The sequence below is a fragment of the Aeromicrobium sp. genome (assembly GCF_023146395.1).
Lineage (GTDB): Bacteria > Actinomycetota > Actinomycetes > Propionibacteriales > Nocardioidaceae > Aeromicrobium.
This window is the reverse complement of the sequence record NZ_JAGLCD010000008.1, coordinates 50422-67330: the sequence shown is the minus strand read 5'-3', so window position 1 is coordinate 67330 and position 16909 is coordinate 50422. Positions and strand designations below refer to the sequence as shown.

The following is a 16909-nucleotide window of genomic DNA, read 5'->3' as shown; positions in this document are numbered from 1 at the left end:
AGGGAGGGCAGGTGTATCGCCGCCCCGCGTCGGGTGAACGAAGGGTGAACGATCTCGAAACGGTGCCGGGTCCGTCGCGCCGTTGCAGGCGCCGGCGGTGTCCGGCGGGTAACGGACGTCACGTCGGAGGATGGCCGCTGTGATCAGGGCAGACGCTCGGTCGAGACGACCCGACCGTGCCGGTGGTGCACGACGACGCCCTCGCCGGGGGCGAGGTCGAGCGGTTTGAGGCCGATCGCGTCGAAGGCGGTCGTCAGGGTCGGCAGGTGGCTGCACAGCACCGAGAGGCCGCGGCGGGCCATCGCCTCGCGCACGACCGCGGCGACGGCGGCGGTGGGCGCGTCCTCGACGAGCCGGCGCTCGAGCGTCACGGGGTGTCCGACCGCGGCCGCGAGCGGGGCGAGGGTCTGCTGACACCGCAGCGCCGGGCTGGCCAGCATCCGCGCGGGTCCGTACTGCGCGAGCGTCAGGGCCAGGGCCTCGGCCTGGCCGAGCCCGACGTCGGTCAGCGGGCGGTCGTGGTCGTCGCCGCGCCACCGGCCGGCCGAGGCCGCTTTGCCGTGCCGGAGCACCACGAGGGCCCGCGCCTTGTGGTGCCCGGCGTCGCGCCGCCCGCGGAACGCCGCGAGGAGATCGCGGTCGTGGGCGTACGTGAGCAGGTCGCGGGCCTCGCGGGGCCGCAGCCAGCGGACCTCGTCGACCTCCTTGTTGGGCACGAACTGGCCCGGCGCCTCCGGATCGGTCTGGGCCGACCAGTAGTGCACGATCTTGGGTCCCGCGCCGACGCGGTAGCGCACGGCGGGCAGCGGCACGCCCAGGTGGACCCGCAGGCCGGTCTCCTCCTCGATCTCGCGCACCGCGGTGCGCTGCACCGGCTCGCCGTCGTCCCGCTTGCCCTTGGGGAACGTCCAGTCGTCGTAGCGGGGGCGGTGCGCCACCAGGAGCTCGACGCCGTTGCGGGTGCCCGGCCGCGGACGCCAGACGACTCCGCCCGCGGCCACGATGGTTCGTTCGCGGCTCATGGACGTATTGTCCTGTCCGACGGTCGGAGCTCGCCGACCCGGGCCGAGGAAGGCGGGTGGTGGCCGTGGGTGCACGCAGCCAAAGGGCGCGACCGGTCGCCGCCGTGGTCTCGGTCGTGGTGATCGCCGGATCGCTCGTGGCCGGAGTCGTCGCCGCGGAGCGTCTCGGTGCGCCGGCCGGTGTGCCGCAGGTCGTCAGCCTCGCGCCGCGCGACACCGCGAGCATCGACGTGACCGACTGGTCGGCCCTGCGCGAACGGCTCGACGCGGGTGACGACCTCGTGGAGGTGGCCGGGAGTCGCGATCTCGCGACCCGCTCGACCCTGGTCTCCAGCGGCGAGGTCGTGACCGACGGGCTCGGCTGGTCTCCGGGCACCGTGCGGTGGGAGGCTCTGCTGCAGACCACGGCTGGCGCTGCGCTGCTGGTGGGCCTGCCGGGCTCCGACGCCCAGACCCGGGAGCGTCTGCGCGCCGTCGGCTACGTGCCCGACGGCGACCTCTGGACGATCGAGCTCCCCGATCTGCGAGTCGGAGGTGTCTCGACTCCCGAGACCTTCCTGCACGTCAAGATCCTGCCCGGCGGTGTCGCGGTGGCCTCCTCGGAGGCCTCGCTCGTGGACCGGGTGGGCGACGTGGCCGCCGGTCGGGACAGCTCGCTCGCCCGCGACCCAGCGGCCGCGCGCACGTGGGCGCAGGCGGCGCGACTCGACGCCTACAGCCTCCAGTCGGGCCGTGCCGGGTGCGCCTCGACCGATCCGGCCGAGTCCGGGCCCGACATCGCGGCCCAGGCCAGGGTCGCCGTGGAGGCGGCCGGGGTCCTGGAGCCCTACCAGTGGCTCCTGCGCGGACTCGGCCCCGGCGAGACCGGGGCGCAGGGGGGTGCGGGAGACCGCTTCGAGGTCGCGATGGCGTACGACTCCGGCCCCGGGGCGGCCGCCCAGGCGCAGGTCCGCGCCCGCCTGGCGACCGGGCCGTTCATCGGTCAGACCGGCGCCGTCGAGGAGTCGATCGTGCTGACCCGGAACGGCGCCGACGGAGCCGTCGCGGTGCTCGAGTTCGAGCGGCAGCGCGGCTCGGCGTCGCTGATGTCGTTCATCGGCCCCTTGGTCCTCGCGTCCTGCTGAGGCCCCGGTGCGCCGGGCGAGGTGCCTCCCCGCGTGCACGGGGCGGCTCAGCCCTTCGGGCGCGAGCGTCGCCGCCGCGAGTCGTCGATCAGGGACTGGTGCAGGTCGTGCGAGCCCACGTGCCGCTCCCACACACCGTCGGGGGTCAGCTGCCAGTTGCTGGTCTCGTCGTCGCAGGCCTGGGCCAGCAGCTCGCCCAGGCGGTGGGTGTGGCCAGGGGTCGGGACCCGGACGAGGACCTCGACCCGGCGGTCGAGGTTGCGGTGCATGAGGTCGGCCGATCCGATCCACGCCTCCGGCTCGCCGCCGTTGGCGAACCAGTACACCCGGCTGTGCTCCAGGAACCGGCCCAGCACGCTGACCGCGCGGACGTTCTCGCTCAGCCCTGGCACGCCGGGGCGGATCGCGCAGATGCCGCGCACCACGACGTCGACCTGCACCCCGGCGAGCGAGGCCTCGTAGAGCGCGTCGATCACGGCCTCGTCGACGAGGGAGTTGACCTTGATGCGGATGTGCGACTCCCGCCCGGCCCGGTGGTGCGCGACCTCGCGCTCGATGCGCTCGACCAGGCCCGCCCGCAGCCGAGCCGGTGCCGTCAGGAGCGTGCGGTACTCGGTCTGCTGCGAGAAGCCGGAGAGGTTGTTGAACAGCTCGGTCAGGTCGTGCGTGATCTCCGGGTTCGAGGTCAGCAGGCCGAGGTCCTCGTAGTGCCGGGCGGTCTTCGGGTTGTAGTTGCCGGTGCCGATGTGGGCGTAGCGGCGCAGGCCGTCGGGCTCGTCGCGCAGCACGAGGGCGAGCTTGCAGTGCGTCTTGAGACCGACGATGCCGTAGACGACGTGGCACCCGGCCCGCTCGAGCTTGCGGGCCCAGCGGATGTTGGCCTGCTCGTCGAAGCGCGCCTTGATCTCGACCAGCACCAGGACCTGCTTGCCGGCCCGGGCGGCGTCGATCAGGGAGTCGATGATGGGGGAGTCGCCCGACGTGCGGTACAGCGTCATCTTGATCGCCAGGACCTTCGGGTCGGCCGCGGCCTGTTCGATGAACCGCTGCACGCTCGTGGCGAAGGAGTCGTAGGGGTGGTGCACCAGGACGTCGCGCTTGCGCAACGCACTGAACAGGTCGGCCGGGCTGGCGGTCTCGACCTCCGCCAGGTGCTCGTGGGTGCCCGGCACGAACGCCTCGAAGTGCAGCTCGGGACGGTCGATGTCGGCGATCTCGTTGAGCGAGCGCAGGTCGAGCGGCCCGGGCAGGCGCACGACCTCGTCGGCGCGCACCCCGAGCTCAGAGGTCAGCAGCTCCAGGACGTCGTCGGAGATCGACGGTTCGACCTCGAGGCGGACCGCCGGTCCGAACTTGCGCCGCAGCAGCTCCTGCTCGAGCGCCTTGAGGAGGTTCTCGGCGTCGTCCTCCTCGACCTCGAGGTCCTCGTTGCGCGTCACCCGGAACGTGTGGTGCGCGAGGATCTCCATGCCCGGGAACAGCAGGTGGAGATGGGCGGCCATCGCGTCTTCGAGCGGGAGGTAGCGCTGCGGGCCCACCTCCATCCACCGGGTGATGATGGGCGGCACCTTGACCCGGGCGAAGTGGTCCTTGCCCGTGCCGGCGTTGCGCAGCACGACGGCCATGTTGAGCGAGAGGCCGGAGATGTACGGGAACGGGTGCGCCGGGTCGACCGCGAGCGGGGTCAGCACGGGGAACACGCGGTCGCGGTAGGTCTGGGAGACGAGCTCCTGCTCGTCGGGCGTCAGGTCGTCCCACCGCAGCAGCTCGATGCCCTCGGCCTCGAGGTCGCTCGCCAGGTGCTCGTGCAGGTGGTCGGCGTGGCGGCGCTGCAGCTCCTGGCTTGCCGCGATGCTGCGCTTCAGGACCTCCTTGGGATGGAGCCCGCTCGCCGTGGGCACAGCGACGCCCGCCGCGATACGGCGCTTGAGGCCGGCGACCCGCACCATGAAGAACTCGTCGAGGTTGCTCGCGAAGATCGCCATGAACCGGACGCGTTCCAGCAACGGCAGGCTGCGGTCCTGCGCGAGCTCCAGGACGCGTTCGTTGAACGAGATCCAGGAGAGCTCGCGATCCAGGAACCGGTCGTCGGGGAGGGTGCCGACCTCGGAGTCGTAGGGCGGATCGACGTCGAACTCGTCCGGGGAGGTCACGTCGGTGACGCTCAGGTCAGCACTCTCCATGGCCTCATCGTGGCACGAGAAGGTGACTGCCGGGTGAACGGCGAGTGGTGCGGTACCTTGCCCGCATGGCATCGGTTGGCGCGGTCATCGGCACGGTTCGCGGGGGCGTGGCGCGCGGGGTCATGCGCCTGCCGGCACCCCTTCTGCGCGCGGCGGGGGGCGCCCCGGTCGTGGTCGACGGCAAGCGCCTCGACCACGAGATGCAGCTGCTGCTGCGCCTGGCCCGGCTGGAGGGCCCCGCCGTCGAGGAGGTCAGCGTCTCGCGCGGGCGACGCATCCTGCGCTCCAGCACCCAGATGGTCGGGGGCACCCCGACGATCGGTGCGGTGACGGACCGGGTCATCGACGGACCGGGCGGCAGCCGGCTCGGCCTGCGCTTCTACACCCCGCGCGATCTCGCCGGTGCGTCGCCGGCGCTCGTGTTCTTCCACGGGGGCGGGTGGATCTACGGCGACCTGGACAGCCACGACGCGCTCTGCCGGTTCCTGGCCGAGGCCGCCCAGGTGCGGGTCGTCGCGGTCGACTACCGCCTCGCCCCGGAGGCCCAGTTCCCGGCCGCGGTCGACGACGCCTGGGCCGCGTGGGAGTGGGTGCGCGACCGGGCGAGCGGGCTGGGCATCGATCCCGCGCGCATCGCGGTCGGCGGCGACAGCGCCGGCGGCAACCTCGCCGCGGTCGTCGCGCAGCGAGCCGCTCGGGAGCAGGGACAGAACGGGAACGGCGGAGGGAGCGGGAACCCGCAGCCGGCTTTCCAGCTGCTGATCTACCCGGCCACCGACTTCGCGGAGCGGAGCCCGAGTCGCCACACGTTCGGCGAGGGCTTCTACCTGACCACGGGATTCATGGACAAGGCCGAGGAGAACTACCTCGCCGGCGACGAGGACCGCACCGACCCGCGGCTCTCGCCGCTGCACGGTGACGTCTCGGGCGTCGCGCCCGCCTACCTCGTCACGGCGGGTTTCGACCCGCTCCTGGACGAGGGTCGGGCCTACGCCGAGAAGATGCAGTCCGCGGGGGTCCCGGTCGAGTACCGGTGCGAGGAGGGGCTGATCCACGGCTTCGCCAACATGGTCTCCTTCGGACGTTCCGCGCCGGCCGCGATCGCGCGTATCGCGGCGGCTCTGCACCGCGGCCTCTCCTGACCCCTCACCGCCCGGGCCGGGCGGGGTGGGTCAGCGGGCGTAGAGGGTGTCGCGGGCGTGCTCGGTGAAGCCGAGGCGGTGGTAGACCGCCAGGGCGGGGGCGTTGTCGGCCTCGACGTAGAGGTCGACGACCGGCACCTGCGTGTCGAGGTGCTGCAGGCCGCGTGCGGTGAGCGCGGTGCCGAGGCCGCCGCCGTGAGCCGCCGGGTCGACGCCGACGACGTAGACCTCGCCGATCCCGTCGTCGACCTTGGTCCAGTGGAAGCCCACGACCTCGCCGTCGCGCTCGGCGACGAAGAGGCCCTCGGGGTCGAACCAGGACGCCGACGCGCGGCGCCGGAAGTCGGCGAGGTCCATCGCTCCCTGCTCCGGGTGGGAGGCGAAGGCGCGCGCGTTGACCGCCACGACCGCCTCGGCGTCCGCATCGGTGAACGTGCGGATCGTGACGCCCTCGGGCATGCGCAGGTCGACCGGCGGCGCGTCCTCGCGGCGCAGCACGAGCAGCGTGCGCTCCGCGCGGAGCCCGAGTCGCCGGGCCAGCTTCCGCGCGGGCGGCAGGTCGCCGTGGGCCCAGAACCGGGTCTCGCCGTCGTCCAGCACCGACGCGGCCACCCGATGGCCGAGTCCGCCGCGGCGAAACCGTGGATCGACCACGAGCTCGACCGGGGCGTCACCGGCCGCGAAGGCCAGCGCGACGACCTCCGAGCCCGCCTCGACCTGCACGTCGACACGCGGGGTGTCGCCCGCCTCGAGCGCCAGCATGTTCGCCTCGTTGAGCGGTGACACGTGGTCGAACTCCGTCGCCCGCTGCACCAGCTCGGGCACGCTCATCGGTGGCTCAACCCCTCCAGCTGGGCCGCGACCTCGGCGACGACGGCCCGAGCCAACGACTCGGCGTCGTCGTCGGGGTACTCGCGCACGACGTGGTGGACGACGCCGTGCCGGTGCAGGTCGGTGGCGCTCACGAGCTGCGCGACTGCCATCTCGGCGGCGTGCTCGACGTCGCCGTGGACGATCGCGCTCGCACCCTCCGGCGGCAGGGGGGAGAGCCAGGAGTTCTCCGCGGCCACGACGACGTCGGCCGGCAGCAGCGCCAGCGCACCGCCGCCGCATCCCTGGCCCAGCAGCACCGAGATGGTCGGGACGCGCAGGGTCGACATCTGGCTGATGCACCGCGCGATCTCGCCGGCGATGGCCCCCTGCTCGGCCTCGGGGGACAGCTCGGCGCCCGGGGTGTCGATGAACGACACGAGCGGCAGCCCGAGCTCGTCGGCGAGCTCCATGCCCCGCCGCGCCTCGCGCAGTGCCGCGGGTCCCATGGGTGACTCGGGGGTCTGCGCCTGGCGGTCCTGCCCGATCACGACGCACGGCTGACCGTCGAGCCGCGCCAGCGCGACGATCATCGCTGCGTCGCTCTCGCCCTCGCCCGTGCCCTGGAGCCGCACGATCGGGTCGCTGCCGTGGCGCAGGACCTCGCGGATCCCGGCTCGCCCGTCGGTCCGCGTCAGCTCGATCGACTCCCACGTGCCGAGCCGCGCCTCGACCGGACCTCGCCGCGGTTCGAGCTCGCGGGCCAGCGGCGGGTCGACGAGGATCGCGAGGGTGCGGTCGACCACGAGCGGCAGCTCGTCGGGGATCACGACGGCGTCGACGACGCCGTGGCGCACGAGGTTGTCCGAGGTCTGCACCCCCGGCGGGAAGGGTCGGCCGTGGAGCAGCTCGTAGACCTTGGGACCCAGGAAGCCGATCAGGGCGCCGGGCTCGGCGATGCGGACGTGACCCAGCGACCCCCAGGAGGCGAACACGCCGCCGGTCGTGGGATGTCGCAGGTAGACCAGGTAGGGCAGACCGGCCTTGCGGTGGTCCATGAGGGCCCGGCTGATGTCGACCATGCGGACGAAGGCGGGGGTCCCCTCCTGCATCCGGGTGCCGCCGGACGCCGTGGCCGCCAGGATCGGCAGCCCCTCGGACGTCGCCCGGCGCACGGCGGTGACGATCCGGTCAGCGGCGGCCTGGCCGATGGAGCCGGCCAGGAAACGGAACTCGTTGACCACGAATGCCACGGGACGCCCGCGCATCGTGCCGCGCCCGGTCAGGATCGATTCGTCGGTGCCGGCGCGCTCGGTGGCGGCCGCCAGCTCGCGCCGGTACGTCTCGGGATGCCCCGAGACGTCGATGGGCGAGTCCCACGACTCGACGGAGCCGTCGTCGAGGACGAGGTCGATCAGGTCATGGGCGGTCAGGCGAGGCACGCGCCCAGTCTGGCAGGACCCGACGCCAGGCGCTGCCAGGCACTGTCGTCAGGCTCGACGATCAGGCGGGCGCGTCGGCCGTCTCGCGCGAGCCGTCCTTGGTCGAGACGAAGCGGTAGCCCACGTTGCGCACGGTGCCGATCAGCGTCTCGTGCTCCGGGCCGAGCTTGGCGCGGAGCCGGCGCACGTGGACGTCGACCGTGCGGGTGCCGCCGAAGTAGTCGTAGCCCCACACCTCCTGCAGCAGCTGCTGGCGCGTGAAGACGCGGCCCGGGTGCTGGGCCAGGAACTTGATGAGCTCGAACTCCTTGAACGTGAGGTCGAGCGAGCGGCCCTCGAGCCGTGCGGTGTAGGTGGCGTCGTCGACCACGAGGCCGCTCGTGGAGATGACGTGGCTCTCGCCGGCGCTGTTGGAGGCCGCGGCGATCCGGCCGATGCCGAGGCGAAGTCGCGCCTCGAGCTCGGCGGGCCCAGCCGTCGTGAGGATCACGTCGTCCATGCCCCAGTCGGCCGCGGCGACCGCGAGCCCCCCTTCGGTCAGCACCACGATGAGCGGCACCTCGATGCCCGTCGTGCGGATGACACGGGTGAGGCTGCGCACCTGGGCCAGGTCGTGCCGGCCGTCGACGATCACGGCGTCGCAGGAGGGGGCGTCCAGCAGGGCGCTCGCCTCCGCCGGCAGGATGCGGACGTGGTGGGGGAGCAGCGCGAGGGCCGGGAGCACCTCCACCGACGACTGCGGGGTCTTGGTGAGCAGGAGCAGGTGGGACACGGGCACCTCCGGCGGGTAGGGCCCTCCCCAGTGAAAGGCCCCGGGTACAGATCGAGGCCGCGGCGATCTCGCCCGGCCTCGTTGCTGGTTCAATCGTAGCCCACGTGTCGGATCAATCTCCAGACCGTGACGAACAGGTGACGGGTATCACGCCAGAAGGTGACACGTGCTCGGCGCAGGACATCGGGTGGACACGCGCGCACGGGCGTGGACACCGGCGCTCCGGGTGACATCATGCGGGGGTGTCGCGCCGAGCCCCCGAACCGCAGCGGACCGCGCCCCGCAGCGCGGCCCGCTGGCCACCGGCGGTCTGGAGCGTCGTGCTCCTGGCCGTCCTCGCGGCGGCGGTCCGGACGGACCCCGTGATCGTGGCGGCCGTGGTCCTGCTCGTGCAGGGTCAGATCGCGGTCGGACCGCACCCGGCGGACGCCCGGGGTCGCACGGTCCGCGCTCCGAAGGTCGCGGCGGTCATGACGGCGTCGTTGGTCGCCACGGCGCTGACGCTCTGGCCGCGGAGCCTGATCGGGGCCGACGGCACGAGCGCGGGTGACATCGCGGGGGTCGTGCCGGGATCGCTCGTCGCGATCCTGCCGGCGACGGCCGCCGGGGTCGCGGTGGCGCTGCTGTCCCAGATGGTCAGGCGCGACGGTCGTCGCGAGCTGGTCGTGACGACGGCCCACGCCGCCACGGCGAGCCTGCTCGCGACCCTGACCGTCGGCTGGATCACGGCGGCGCGCACCCCGCTCGGCACGGAGGTCGTCACGCTGGGTGCCGTGGGGGCAGGGGTCGCGGTGGTGGTGTGGTGCCTGCCGGGCGACCGCTATCTCGTCGCCTCGATCGCGATGCTCGGCAGCGCGGTGGCCTGCGCGCTCGTGGCGCACCTGCAGGGCGGGTTCTTCACGTTCACCTGGGTCTTCGGTCTGCTGATGGGGGCGCAGGTCTCGATCGGCGCGATCCTGGGTCAGGTCGTCGGGCGGGCGTGGGGCGAGGGCCGCCGGCACGCCTCCTCGGGCTGGGGCTTCCCCGGTGCGCTCTCGGTGGCGCTCGCCGCACCGCTGGTGCACCTGATCGGACAGCTCGGCCTGAGCGGCTGAGCGCGGTCGACGCCTGCTTTTCCGGGGATCGCTGCGTAGGCTGATCGCATGATCGGTGTGTGGGTCCTGCTCGGGGCCGTCGTGCTGGCGGTCGTCGTGGCCGCGGTCAAGCGTGCCCTCGACGGGCGGTTCCGCACGGCCGGGCCCGAGGCCTCCTCGCGCGACGGCGACGGCGACGGCTCGCAGCTCGAGGTGCTCACCCCGGCCGAGATCGGCGGCGAGCTGGGCGCGCGGCTGACGTTCGTGCAGTTCTCCAGCTCGTTCTGCAGCCCCTGCCGCGCCACCCGCACCCTGCTCGGCGACGTCGTGCGCACCCGCGAGGGCGTCGAGCACGTCGAGGTCGACGCCGAGTCGAACCTGGAGCTCGTGAGGCGGCTGAACATCCTGCGCACGCCCACCGTGCTGGTCGTCGACCCCGCCGGCGTCGTCGTCGGCCGGGCCTCAGGGCTCCCGCGGCGCGAGCAGATCGAGGCCGTCCTCGCGTCGGTCGGCGGGTAGACATCCCCAAATCTCACGATATGAGCATGGTGTCCATCATGTGGGACATGAATGCGACGACGTCGCCGAGGTCGGCTTACATTGGTCGCATGATCGGACACACGCACCTGACGCGTCGCCGGGCAGTCGACCACTGCCGCACGCGCTCCTCGCTGTGTCGGTCCTGATCGGCTGACGTCCTCGCCGCCTTCCGTTCGCCGCAGATCCCGCGGTGAACCTTCTTCGTCATGCGTCCCCGCGACGCGAGGAGCTCCTCTCATGACCACGTTGTCCCCGTCCACGTCCACGTCCACGCCGGCTGGCGTCTCGGCCCAGGTCGACCCGCGCGGCCTGCGGTTCGCCGCGGCGCTCACGAGCCTCGTCCTGGCGGCGGCTCTGCTGAGCGTCGAGCCCGCCCGCGAGATCGCCCTCGTGCTGACCGCCGCCCAGGCGGTCGTCTTCGCGATCGGTGCGTTCCTCGGGGTGCGGCACTCCCCGTACGGCCGGTTCTTCGGGCGCGTCGTCCGCCCGAGGCTCGCGGCCCCGACCGAGCTCGAGGACGCGCGCCCGCCGCAGTTCGCCCAGGCCGTCGGCCTGGCGTTCGCGACGGTCGCCCTCGTGGGCCTGGCGCTGGACCTGCCGGTCCTGGCGCTGGTGGCCCTCGCCCTGGCGCTCGTCGCTGCCCTGCTCAACGCCGCCGTGGGCTTCTGCCTCGGCTGCGAGATGTACCTGCTGGTCCGCCGTGTCGCGGCGCCGGCCGCCTGATCTGACTCCCTTTCACCACCACCTGAACGCCCACACAAGGAGAAGCACATGAGCCGCGAGACCGCACTGGTCACCGCTGACTGGGTCGAGCAGAACCTCGACAACGACTCGGTCGTCCTGATCGAGGTCGACGAGGACGCCTCGGCCTACGACAAGGGCCACATCCGTGGCGCCGTGAAGCTCGACTGGAAGAAGGACCTCCAGGACGGCGTGCGCCACGACTTCATCAACCAGGAGCGGCTGGAGAAGCTGCTCTCGGAGAAGGGCATCTCGAACGACGACACCCTCGTCTTCTACGGCGGCAACAACAACTGGTTCGCCGCCTACGCGCTCTGGTACCTCAAGTACTACGGCCATGCCGACGTCCGCCTGCTCGACGGCGGCCGCAAGAAGTGGGAGCTCGACAGCCGCGAGCTCACGACCGACGCGACCGAGCGCCCGGCCACGACCTACACGGCCTCGGGCCCCCACGACGACATCCGTGCCTACCGCGACGAGGTCATCGGGGCGATCGGCCAGAAGAACCTGATCGACGTCCGCAGCCCTGACGAGTACGCCGGACGCCTGCTGGCGCCGGCGCACCTGCCGCAGGAGGCCGCCCAGATCGGCGGGCACATCCCCACCGCGGGCAACGTGCCGTGGAGCAAGGCCGCCAACGACGACGGCACGTTCCGCAGCGACGAGGAGCTCACGGCGCTGTACGCCGACGCGGGCCTGGACGAGGGCAAGGACACGATCGCCTACTGCCGCATCGGCGAGCGCAGCTCGCACACGTGGTTCGTCCTCAGCGAGATCCTCGGCTACCCCAACGTCAAGAACTACGACGGCTCGTGGAGCGAGTACGGCTCGCTGCGCGGCGTGCCGGTGGCCCTCGGCGACGAGCGCGGGGAGGCCTGACATGTGCGGAGCGATCCAGGGCGGCCCCAGCCTCGACGGTGTCGACGTCGCCAACCAGGCCGTGATCCAGGGCATCGTCACGCGGGACGGCGAGCCCGTCGGCAACGCCTACGTCCGTCTGCTCGACCGCACGGGTGAGTTCACGGCCGAGGTGCCGACCTCGGCGACCGGCCAGTTCCGGTTCTTCGCCGCTCCCGGCGAGTGGACCCTGCGCACCCTCGCGCCGCGCTCGGCCTCGGTCGACCGCCCGGTCGTCGCGGCCCTCGGCAGCGTCGCGGACGTGGCCGTCACGGTCTGACCCGCACCAGCACCGGCCCGACCCGGTCGCGAGACTCCTCGGCGCCTCGCGACCGGGTCGTGTCATGTCCGGGCGTCTTCGCAGTACGTGACGCCGGTTTGTTTGGGGGGCAAACGGGGTGGTGGCGGGGCCTGGCTCGTGACGGCCGCCAGAGGTCGTCGTTCCTCACGCAACAGGACGGGAACGCCGCCTCACCGGAGCCGGCGCGGGGCTTGTCGAGGACCGCCGGAGAGAGCGCGGAGCGCGCATGAGGAAGTTCGTCAGCACGGCCATCGCCCTGGTGGCGTTCGTGGTGGCGTCCGGTGCCCCGGCGCAGGCGGAGGTCCAGGCGGGCTACACGGTCGACGACGGCGTCGTGGTGACCATCAGCGGCGGCACGGCGACCGCGTCGAACATCATCCCCCTCCTGCCCCAGGGCGCTGGGCCTGGATCCGGCTCGGGGTCGGGTTCGGGGTCGGGCATCCTGCCGCGCACGGGCTCCGCGGCGGCGGCCTGGCTCGTGGCGGTCGGGGTCCTGCTCGCCGCCGCGGGAGGTGTCCTGCTGGTCCAGCGGCGCCGCGCCTGAGCAGCTCAGTCAGGAATCGAGGATCTCGCCCGTGACGTCGGGCGAGATGCCTCGTTGTACGGTCGGGTTCTCCGTGATCCCACCCCCGGGGTTTCGTCGCGCTACGATTCTCCTGCCCTGGCCCGTACCCTTACTGACTTCTTGGGAGCACCATGAGGAAGATCCTCGGAACGCTCGCTGCTCTGGCGTCCCTGTTGCTGGTCGGTCTGACCGCCGGCCCGGCGAACGCTGAGCTGAGCAGCGGCTACGCCGGCGACGACGGAGTCGTCGTGAACATCTCCGGTGCCACCCTCATCGGTGGCAAGGTCGTCAACGTCAAGATCGCCGCCAGCCGCACGGTCGACGGCGCCACCGAGCCCGTCGTCTGCAACACGGTGTCCACCAGCACCGTGCCTGACCTCGTGGAGTCCTTCTCCGGGGGCGGCGCGGCCACGTACGACATCAACCTCGCCACCGAGGTCGTGCAGGAGCGCACCCCCACGACCATCACGGTCGTCTGCAACTACACCCCGATCTCCGCCCTCGGCGAGTCCGGTGTGGCCACGGCCAGCACGGCCTCGCTCCCGGCGGTCTCCACGGCGTGCGGCACCGGCTGTGTCACCAACAGCAACACCATCACGCTGCTCCCGGTCGGCGCGGCCGGAGACGGCCAGAGCTCGGGCATCCTGCCCACGACGGGCACCGAGATCGGCCTGTGGCTGCTGGTCATCGGCGGCCTGCTCGTCCTCGGTGGTGTCGGCGTCGCGATCGCCGCCCGCCGCCGGAACGCCTGAATTTTCCGACGCACGGGGCCGGGTCACCGCAGGTGACCCGGCCCCGTGCTGTCATGACGTCGACTCATGGGGAGGACCGAACGTGCTGCGTGACGTGCTGCGACCGACGGACTGGACGCGCCGAGGGGTGCTGACCGCCGTCGCGGTCGTCGTCGGGCTCTCGGTCGCCTGGCTCGCGGTGCAGGCGACGGTGGCCGTCATCGCCCTCACCAAGGCGGCCGATCAGGCGGCCGTGCTGCGCACGGCACTCGTGGTCGGCGACCAGCAGACCGCCGAGCGGGCGCTCGACCAGCTCACGGTCCTCGCCGACCGGGCCCACGACAGCTCGGACGGTCCGCTGTGGTGGATCGCGGGCCACGTTCCGTTGGTCGGCGACGAGGCCCAGGCCGTCACGACGATCTCGTCGGGGCTGTCGGTCGCGGTGCACGACGCGCTCCCGCCGCTCATGGAGGTCGCCGACCAGCTCGAGGCCGACTCCTTCACGGTGCGCGACAGCGTGATCGACCCGGCCCTGTTCACCTCGATCGCCCCGGCGCTCGCCGAGAGCGACGCTGCCTTCGCTCCAGTGGTCAACGAGGTCGACCAGATCGACGCCTCGAGCCTGTTCGGCCGGCTGCGCCGACCCGTCGTCGCGGCGCAGCAGCAGCTCCAGGAGGTCGGCGGCGTCCTGAGCTCGGCGCACCGTGCGGCCGACGTCCTCCCTGAGGTGCTGGGCACGTCCGGGCCGCGGACCTACCTCGTCGCCGTGCAGAGCAATGCCGAGATCCGGCCGCTCGGCGGTGTGCCGGGCACGTGGCTCCTCGTGCAGGCGGACGACGGCCGCATCTCGATCCTGGAGACCGGTTCGTCGAGCGACCTGCCGCAGCTCGACACCCCGGCCGAGGCACTGTCGCCGCAGGAGCTGGGCCTGTACGGCACGACGGTCGCCACCGACTTCCGCAACTCGATGCTGAACCCGCACTTCCCGCGGTCGGCCGAGCTCGCCAGCGCGATCTTCGCCGCGCACCGCGGGATCCAGGTCGACGGCGTTCTCGCGGTCGACCCCGTGACGCTCGCCTACCTCCTGGTCGGCACGGGGCCCATCCAGGCCAGCGACGGCTCGGTCCTGACCGCGGAGAACACGGTCGACCGGCTGCTGAACCAGGCCTACGTCGAGTATCCCGACGGTGCGAGCCAGAACGCGTTCTTCGAGAGCACCGCACGGTCGGTCTTCGACGTCTTCACGGCAGGCCAGGGCGACTCGTCCACCGTCCTGCGCGCCCTGGCCGAGGCCGCCCGGGAGCGACGCGTGCTGGTCTGGCTGCGTGACCCGGCCCTCGAGGAGGAGCTGGGCAACGACGTCATCGCCGGGCGGTTCGATCCCGACGGCGGGGTGCCGACGGTCGGGGTGTTCCTCTCGGACCGCACCGAGGCGAAGCTGGAGTACTACCTCTCGAGCGAGAGCACCGTCAGCGCCACACGGTGCGAGGACGACCAGCAGAAGCTGCTGGTGCGCACGCAGCTCCGCTCGACGGTGCCGACCGACCCCGCCAGCCTGCCGCTGTCGGTCACGGGGCTCGCGCCGTACGCCCCCCAGGGCACGATGGTGCTCCGGGTCAGGGCCTACGCACCGTCCGACGGCAGCATCGACACCGTCCAGCTCGACGGCCAGGAGGTGCCGTTCGAGACCCAGGTCGACGGCGACCGGCTCGTGGCGTACCTCGAGCTGGACCTCGCACCGGGGGCGAGCCGGGACGTCCGCATCACGATGACGACGGGGCCGGGGCAGACCCAGGACGGCCGACTGCTCACGACTCCCGGCATCCGGCCAGGCACGACCGACGTCGGATTCGCGTCGGCCTGCTGACGCGGAGCGGACGACCGGTCAGCTGACCTCGTCGGCGCCGGGGAGCTGCTCGTCGGGATAGGCCTGCACGTAGGCGCCGACCTGGTCGCTGATGATCGCCTGCCAGAGCTCGGCCGACTGCGTCTCCTTGAGGATCACGACGTTGCCGACCCCGGAGACGTCCTGGGTCGTGGCCACCGGAGCCGTCATGAACGCGACACTGTCCGAGGTCACGCCGCGCAGCGAGAGCGCGAGCGAACGCAGGTTGGACGGCGTCCAGTCCGAGTCGAGGGTCATGTTGTCCGACAGGGCCCCGAGCGTGTTCGAGAGCTTGACCGGGTTGGTCAGGGTGCCACGGGACAGCAGCTTGTTCATGACGCTGCGCAGGAAGTTCTGCTGCCGAGCGATCCGGTCGAAGTCGCCGCGCTGGAGTCCGTGCCGGGTCCGGACGTACGACAGCGCCTCCTCGCCCTCGAGCACCTGGGTGCCGGCCTGCCACGTGATGCCCTGCTGCGGGTCACGGAAGGTCTCGGGGATCGTGACCTCGACGCCGCCGACGGCGGTCGTGATGTCGCGGAATCCCTCCCAGTCGATGATCGCCAGGTGGTCGATCGTGATGCCGGTCATCGCCTGGATCGTCGCGACCGCGCCGGCGGGGCCGTACTGGGAGAAGGCCGCGTTGATCTTCTGCTTGTTCCGCGGCTCGCCGTCCTCGTCGTAGATCGTCGTGTAGGTGTCGCGCGGGATCGAGACGAGCTGCACGGCGGACCGGTCGGCCGGGATGTGCACGATCATGAGGGTGTCGCTGCGGTACTTGCCCGACGGCCAGTCGGGCAGGACGGCGTCCTCCTCGATCGAGGCGCCTCCCTCGTCGTTCTCGGCCATGTCCGAGCCGAGCAGCAGGACGTTCAGCGCCCGGCCCTCGTCAGGGTCGGGCTCGCCGGACTGCACCGTGCTGATGTCGACCCGCCCGAAGTTGCTGAGCTGCTTGTTCAGGTGGTACGCGTATGCGCCCACCGAGACGAAGAGGAGGGACACCACGGTCAGGAGGGTCAGGAGCAGCCGGCGGTGCCGACGACGAAAGGGCGGTCCGCCGAGGCGTCGCTTGCCGGCGTCGCGATAGCGCGACGACGCCTTCGAACCTCCGGCCATGTTCTCTCTTCCGTCCCGGCGCGCAGTCGTCCTGCGGGCACACCGTCCCCATTGTGACCGATCGCGCCCAACGACCGCCGGTCAACGCGGCGAGAGCGTCGTCTCAGGTGTCCAGGAGGAGGGTCACGGGACCGTCGCCGACGATCTCGACCGACATCGCCGCGCCGAACCTCCCGGTCTCCACCGGGACGCCGCGCCGGCGCAGCGAGGCGCAGAACGCCTCGTACAGCGGCTCGGCCACCTCCGCGGGTGCGGCGGCGGACCAGGACGGCCGCCGACCCTTGCGGGTGTCGGCGTACAACGTGAACTGGCTGACGACGAGGACCGCCCCGACGCCGTCGGCCAGCGAGAGGTCGCCGTCAAGGACGCGCAGCCGGTGCAACCGGTGCGCGAGGCGGTCACCGTCGTCCTCGGTGTCGCCGTGGGTGACCCCGAGGAGCACCACGAGGCCGGCCCCGATCGATCCCACGACCTCCCCGCCTGTCACGACGGCCCCGCGCGTGACCCGCTGCACCACTGCTCGCACGGAGGCGACTCTAGGCCCGGCGGGGGAATCAGGACCCGCCGG

The 16909-nt window shown here is 72.3% G+C and carries 17 protein-coding genes; 10 read left to right on the top strand and 7 right to left on the bottom strand.

The genetic code is table 11. The features are described 5' to 3' along the window. Nucleotides 1–143 precede the first annotated feature (143 nt). Entirely contained in the window at nucleotides 144–1022 is an 879-nt protein-coding gene (locus KAG51_RS06965) for an NUDIX hydrolase (RefSeq protein WP_290582024.1), read from the bottom strand. Nucleotides 1023–1087: 65 nt separating this feature from the next. On the opposite strand from KAG51_RS06965, the gene KAG51_RS06960 reads away from it, so the two are divergent. Next, nucleotides 1088–2146, top strand: coding sequence for a hypothetical protein (locus tag KAG51_RS06960; protein WP_290582022.1), 1059 nt, complete (start codon nucleotides 1088–1090; stop codon nucleotides 2144–2146). A gap of 47 nt (nucleotides 2147–2193) precedes the next feature. On the opposite strand, the gene KAG51_RS06955 is transcribed toward KAG51_RS06960, so the two are convergent. Continuing rightward, nucleotides 2194–4329 carry an RNA degradosome polyphosphate kinase gene (locus KAG51_RS06955; protein ID WP_290582020.1) on the bottom strand — a complete coding sequence of 712 codons (2136 nt, stop codon included), beginning with the start codon at nucleotides 4327–4329 and terminating at the stop codon, nucleotides 2194–2196. A 65-nt stretch (nucleotides 4330–4394) separates the two neighbouring features. Here KAG51_RS06955 and KAG51_RS06950 point away from each other — a divergent pair, with 65 nt between their 5' ends. Further along, entirely contained in the window at nucleotides 4395–5471 is a 1077-nt protein-coding gene (locus KAG51_RS06950) for an alpha/beta hydrolase (RefSeq protein ID WP_290582018.1), read from the top strand. A gap of 30 nt (nucleotides 5472–5501) precedes the next feature. Here KAG51_RS06950 and mshD read toward each other — a convergent pair whose 3' ends face one another. The 3 genes from mshD to KAG51_RS06935 all read right to left on the bottom strand — a co-directional run bounded on the left by mshD (nucleotide 5502) and on the right by KAG51_RS06935 (nucleotide 8495). Next, the gene (gene mshD / locus KAG51_RS06945) at nucleotides 5502–6302 is read right to left on the bottom strand and encodes a mycothiol synthase (protein ID WP_290582016.1); all 801 of its coding nucleotides are present in this window, start codon (nucleotides 6300–6302) and stop codon (nucleotides 5502–5504) included. Beyond that, complete coding sequence (locus KAG51_RS06940; protein ID WP_290582014.1) at nucleotides 6299–7723, bottom strand: carboxyl transferase domain-containing protein; 1425 nt, start codon at nucleotides 7721–7723, stop codon at nucleotides 6299–6301. The genes mshD and KAG51_RS06940 overlap by 4 nt, the downstream gene beginning before the upstream one ends. A 61-nt stretch (nucleotides 7724–7784) precedes the next feature. Next, on the bottom strand, nucleotides 7785–8495 hold the full coding sequence (locus KAG51_RS06935; RefSeq protein WP_290582012.1) for a response regulator transcription factor: 711 nt from the start codon (nucleotides 8493–8495) through the stop codon (nucleotides 7785–7787). 242 nt (nucleotides 8496–8737) lie between these two features. On the opposite strand from KAG51_RS06935, the gene KAG51_RS06930 reads away from it, so the two are divergent. The 8 genes from KAG51_RS06930 to KAG51_RS06895 all read left to right on the top strand — a co-directional run bounded on the left by KAG51_RS06930 (nucleotide 8738) and on the right by KAG51_RS06895 (nucleotide 15210). Next, nucleotides 8738–9589: a hypothetical protein gene (locus tag KAG51_RS06930; RefSeq protein ID WP_290582010.1), complete on the top strand. Its 852-nt coding sequence runs from the start codon at nucleotides 8738–8740 to the stop codon at nucleotides 9587–9589. A 48-nt stretch (nucleotides 9590–9637) separates the two neighbouring features. After that, nucleotides 9638–10087, top strand: a complete 450-nt coding sequence (locus KAG51_RS06925) for a thioredoxin family protein (RefSeq protein ID WP_290582008.1) — start codon at nucleotides 9638–9640, stop codon at nucleotides 10085–10087. A 258-nt stretch (nucleotides 10088–10345) separates the two neighbouring features. Then, nucleotides 10346–10831 (top strand): DUF4395 domain-containing protein, encoded by a 486-nt coding sequence (locus KAG51_RS06920; RefSeq protein WP_290582006.1) that lies wholly within the window; start codon nucleotides 10346–10348, stop codon nucleotides 10829–10831. A 48-nt stretch (nucleotides 10832–10879) separates the two neighbouring features. Beyond that, nucleotides 10880–11728: a sulfurtransferase gene (locus tag KAG51_RS06915; RefSeq protein WP_290582004.1), complete on the top strand. Its 849-nt coding sequence runs from the start codon at nucleotides 10880–10882 to the stop codon at nucleotides 11726–11728. 1 nt (nucleotide 11729) lies between these two features. Next, nucleotides 11730–12026 (top strand): DUF1416 domain-containing protein, encoded by a 297-nt coding sequence (locus KAG51_RS06910; RefSeq protein WP_290582002.1) that lies wholly within the window; start codon nucleotides 11730–11732, stop codon nucleotides 12024–12026. A 247-nt stretch (nucleotides 12027–12273) separates the two neighbouring features. Further along, a complete protein-coding gene (locus KAG51_RS06905) occupies nucleotides 12274–12591 on the top strand; it encodes an LPXTG cell wall anchor domain-containing protein (protein ID WP_290582000.1) in 318 nt (105 codons plus the stop codon). A 152-nt stretch (nucleotides 12592–12743) separates the two neighbouring features. Then, nucleotides 12744–13364 carry an LPXTG cell wall anchor domain-containing protein gene (locus tag KAG51_RS06900; RefSeq protein ID WP_290581998.1) on the top strand — a complete coding sequence of 207 codons (621 nt, stop codon included), beginning with the start codon at nucleotides 12744–12746 and terminating at the stop codon, nucleotides 13362–13364. 82 nt (nucleotides 13365–13446) lie between these two features. Beyond that, the gene (locus tag KAG51_RS06895) at nucleotides 13447–15210 is read left to right on the top strand and encodes a DUF4012 domain-containing protein (protein ID WP_290581996.1); all 1764 of its coding nucleotides are present in this window, start codon (nucleotides 13447–13449) and stop codon (nucleotides 15208–15210) included. An 18-nt stretch (nucleotides 15211–15228) separates the two neighbouring features. Here KAG51_RS06895 and KAG51_RS06890 read toward each other — a convergent pair whose 3' ends face one another. Both KAG51_RS06890 and dtd read right to left on the bottom strand, forming a co-directional pair. Then, a complete protein-coding gene (locus KAG51_RS06890) occupies nucleotides 15229–16341 on the bottom strand; it encodes an LCP family protein (protein WP_290581994.1) in 1113 nt (370 codons plus the stop codon). A gap of 103 nt (nucleotides 16342–16444) precedes the next feature. Beyond that, nucleotides 16445–16867: a D-aminoacyl-tRNA deacylase gene (gene dtd / locus KAG51_RS06885; RefSeq protein WP_290581992.1), complete on the bottom strand. Its 423-nt coding sequence runs from the start codon at nucleotides 16865–16867 to the stop codon at nucleotides 16445–16447. Nucleotides 16868–16909 lie beyond the last annotated feature (42 nt).

Coding starts and splice junctions, on each gene's coding strand:
- KAG51_RS06905 (WP_290582000.1), top strand. CDS start 12,274: ATGAGGAAGTTCGTCAGCACGGCCATCGCCCTGGTGGCGTTCGTGGTG.
- KAG51_RS06890 (WP_290581994.1), bottom strand. CDS start 16,341: ATGGCCGGAGGTTCGAAGGCGTCGTCGCGCTATCGCGACGCCGGCAAG.
- KAG51_RS06920 (WP_290582006.1), top strand. CDS start 10,346: ATGACCACGTTGTCCCCGTCCACGTCCACGTCCACGCCGGCTGGCGTC.
- KAG51_RS06965 (WP_290582024.1), bottom strand. CDS start 1,022: ATGAGCCGCGAACGAACCATCGTGGCCGCGGGCGGAGTCGTCTGGCGT.
- KAG51_RS06925 (WP_290582008.1), top strand. CDS start 9,638: ATGATCGGTGTGTGGGTCCTGCTCGGGGCCGTCGTGCTGGCGGTCGTC.
- KAG51_RS06955 (WP_290582020.1), bottom strand. CDS start 4,329: ATGGAGAGTGCTGACCTGAGCGTCACCGACGTGACCTCCCCGGACGAG.
- KAG51_RS06915 (WP_290582004.1), top strand. CDS start 10,880: ATGAGCCGCGAGACCGCACTGGTCACCGCTGACTGGGTCGAGCAGAAC.
- KAG51_RS06900 (WP_290581998.1), top strand. CDS start 12,744: ATGAGGAAGATCCTCGGAACGCTCGCTGCTCTGGCGTCCCTGTTGCTG.
- mshD (WP_290582016.1), bottom strand. CDS start 6,302: ATGAGCGTGCCCGAGCTGGTGCAGCGGGCGACGGAGTTCGACCACGTG.
- KAG51_RS06910 (WP_290582002.1), top strand. CDS start 11,730: ATGTGCGGAGCGATCCAGGGCGGCCCCAGCCTCGACGGTGTCGACGTC.
- KAG51_RS06950 (WP_290582018.1), top strand. CDS start 4,395: ATGGCATCGGTTGGCGCGGTCATCGGCACGGTTCGCGGGGGCGTGGCG.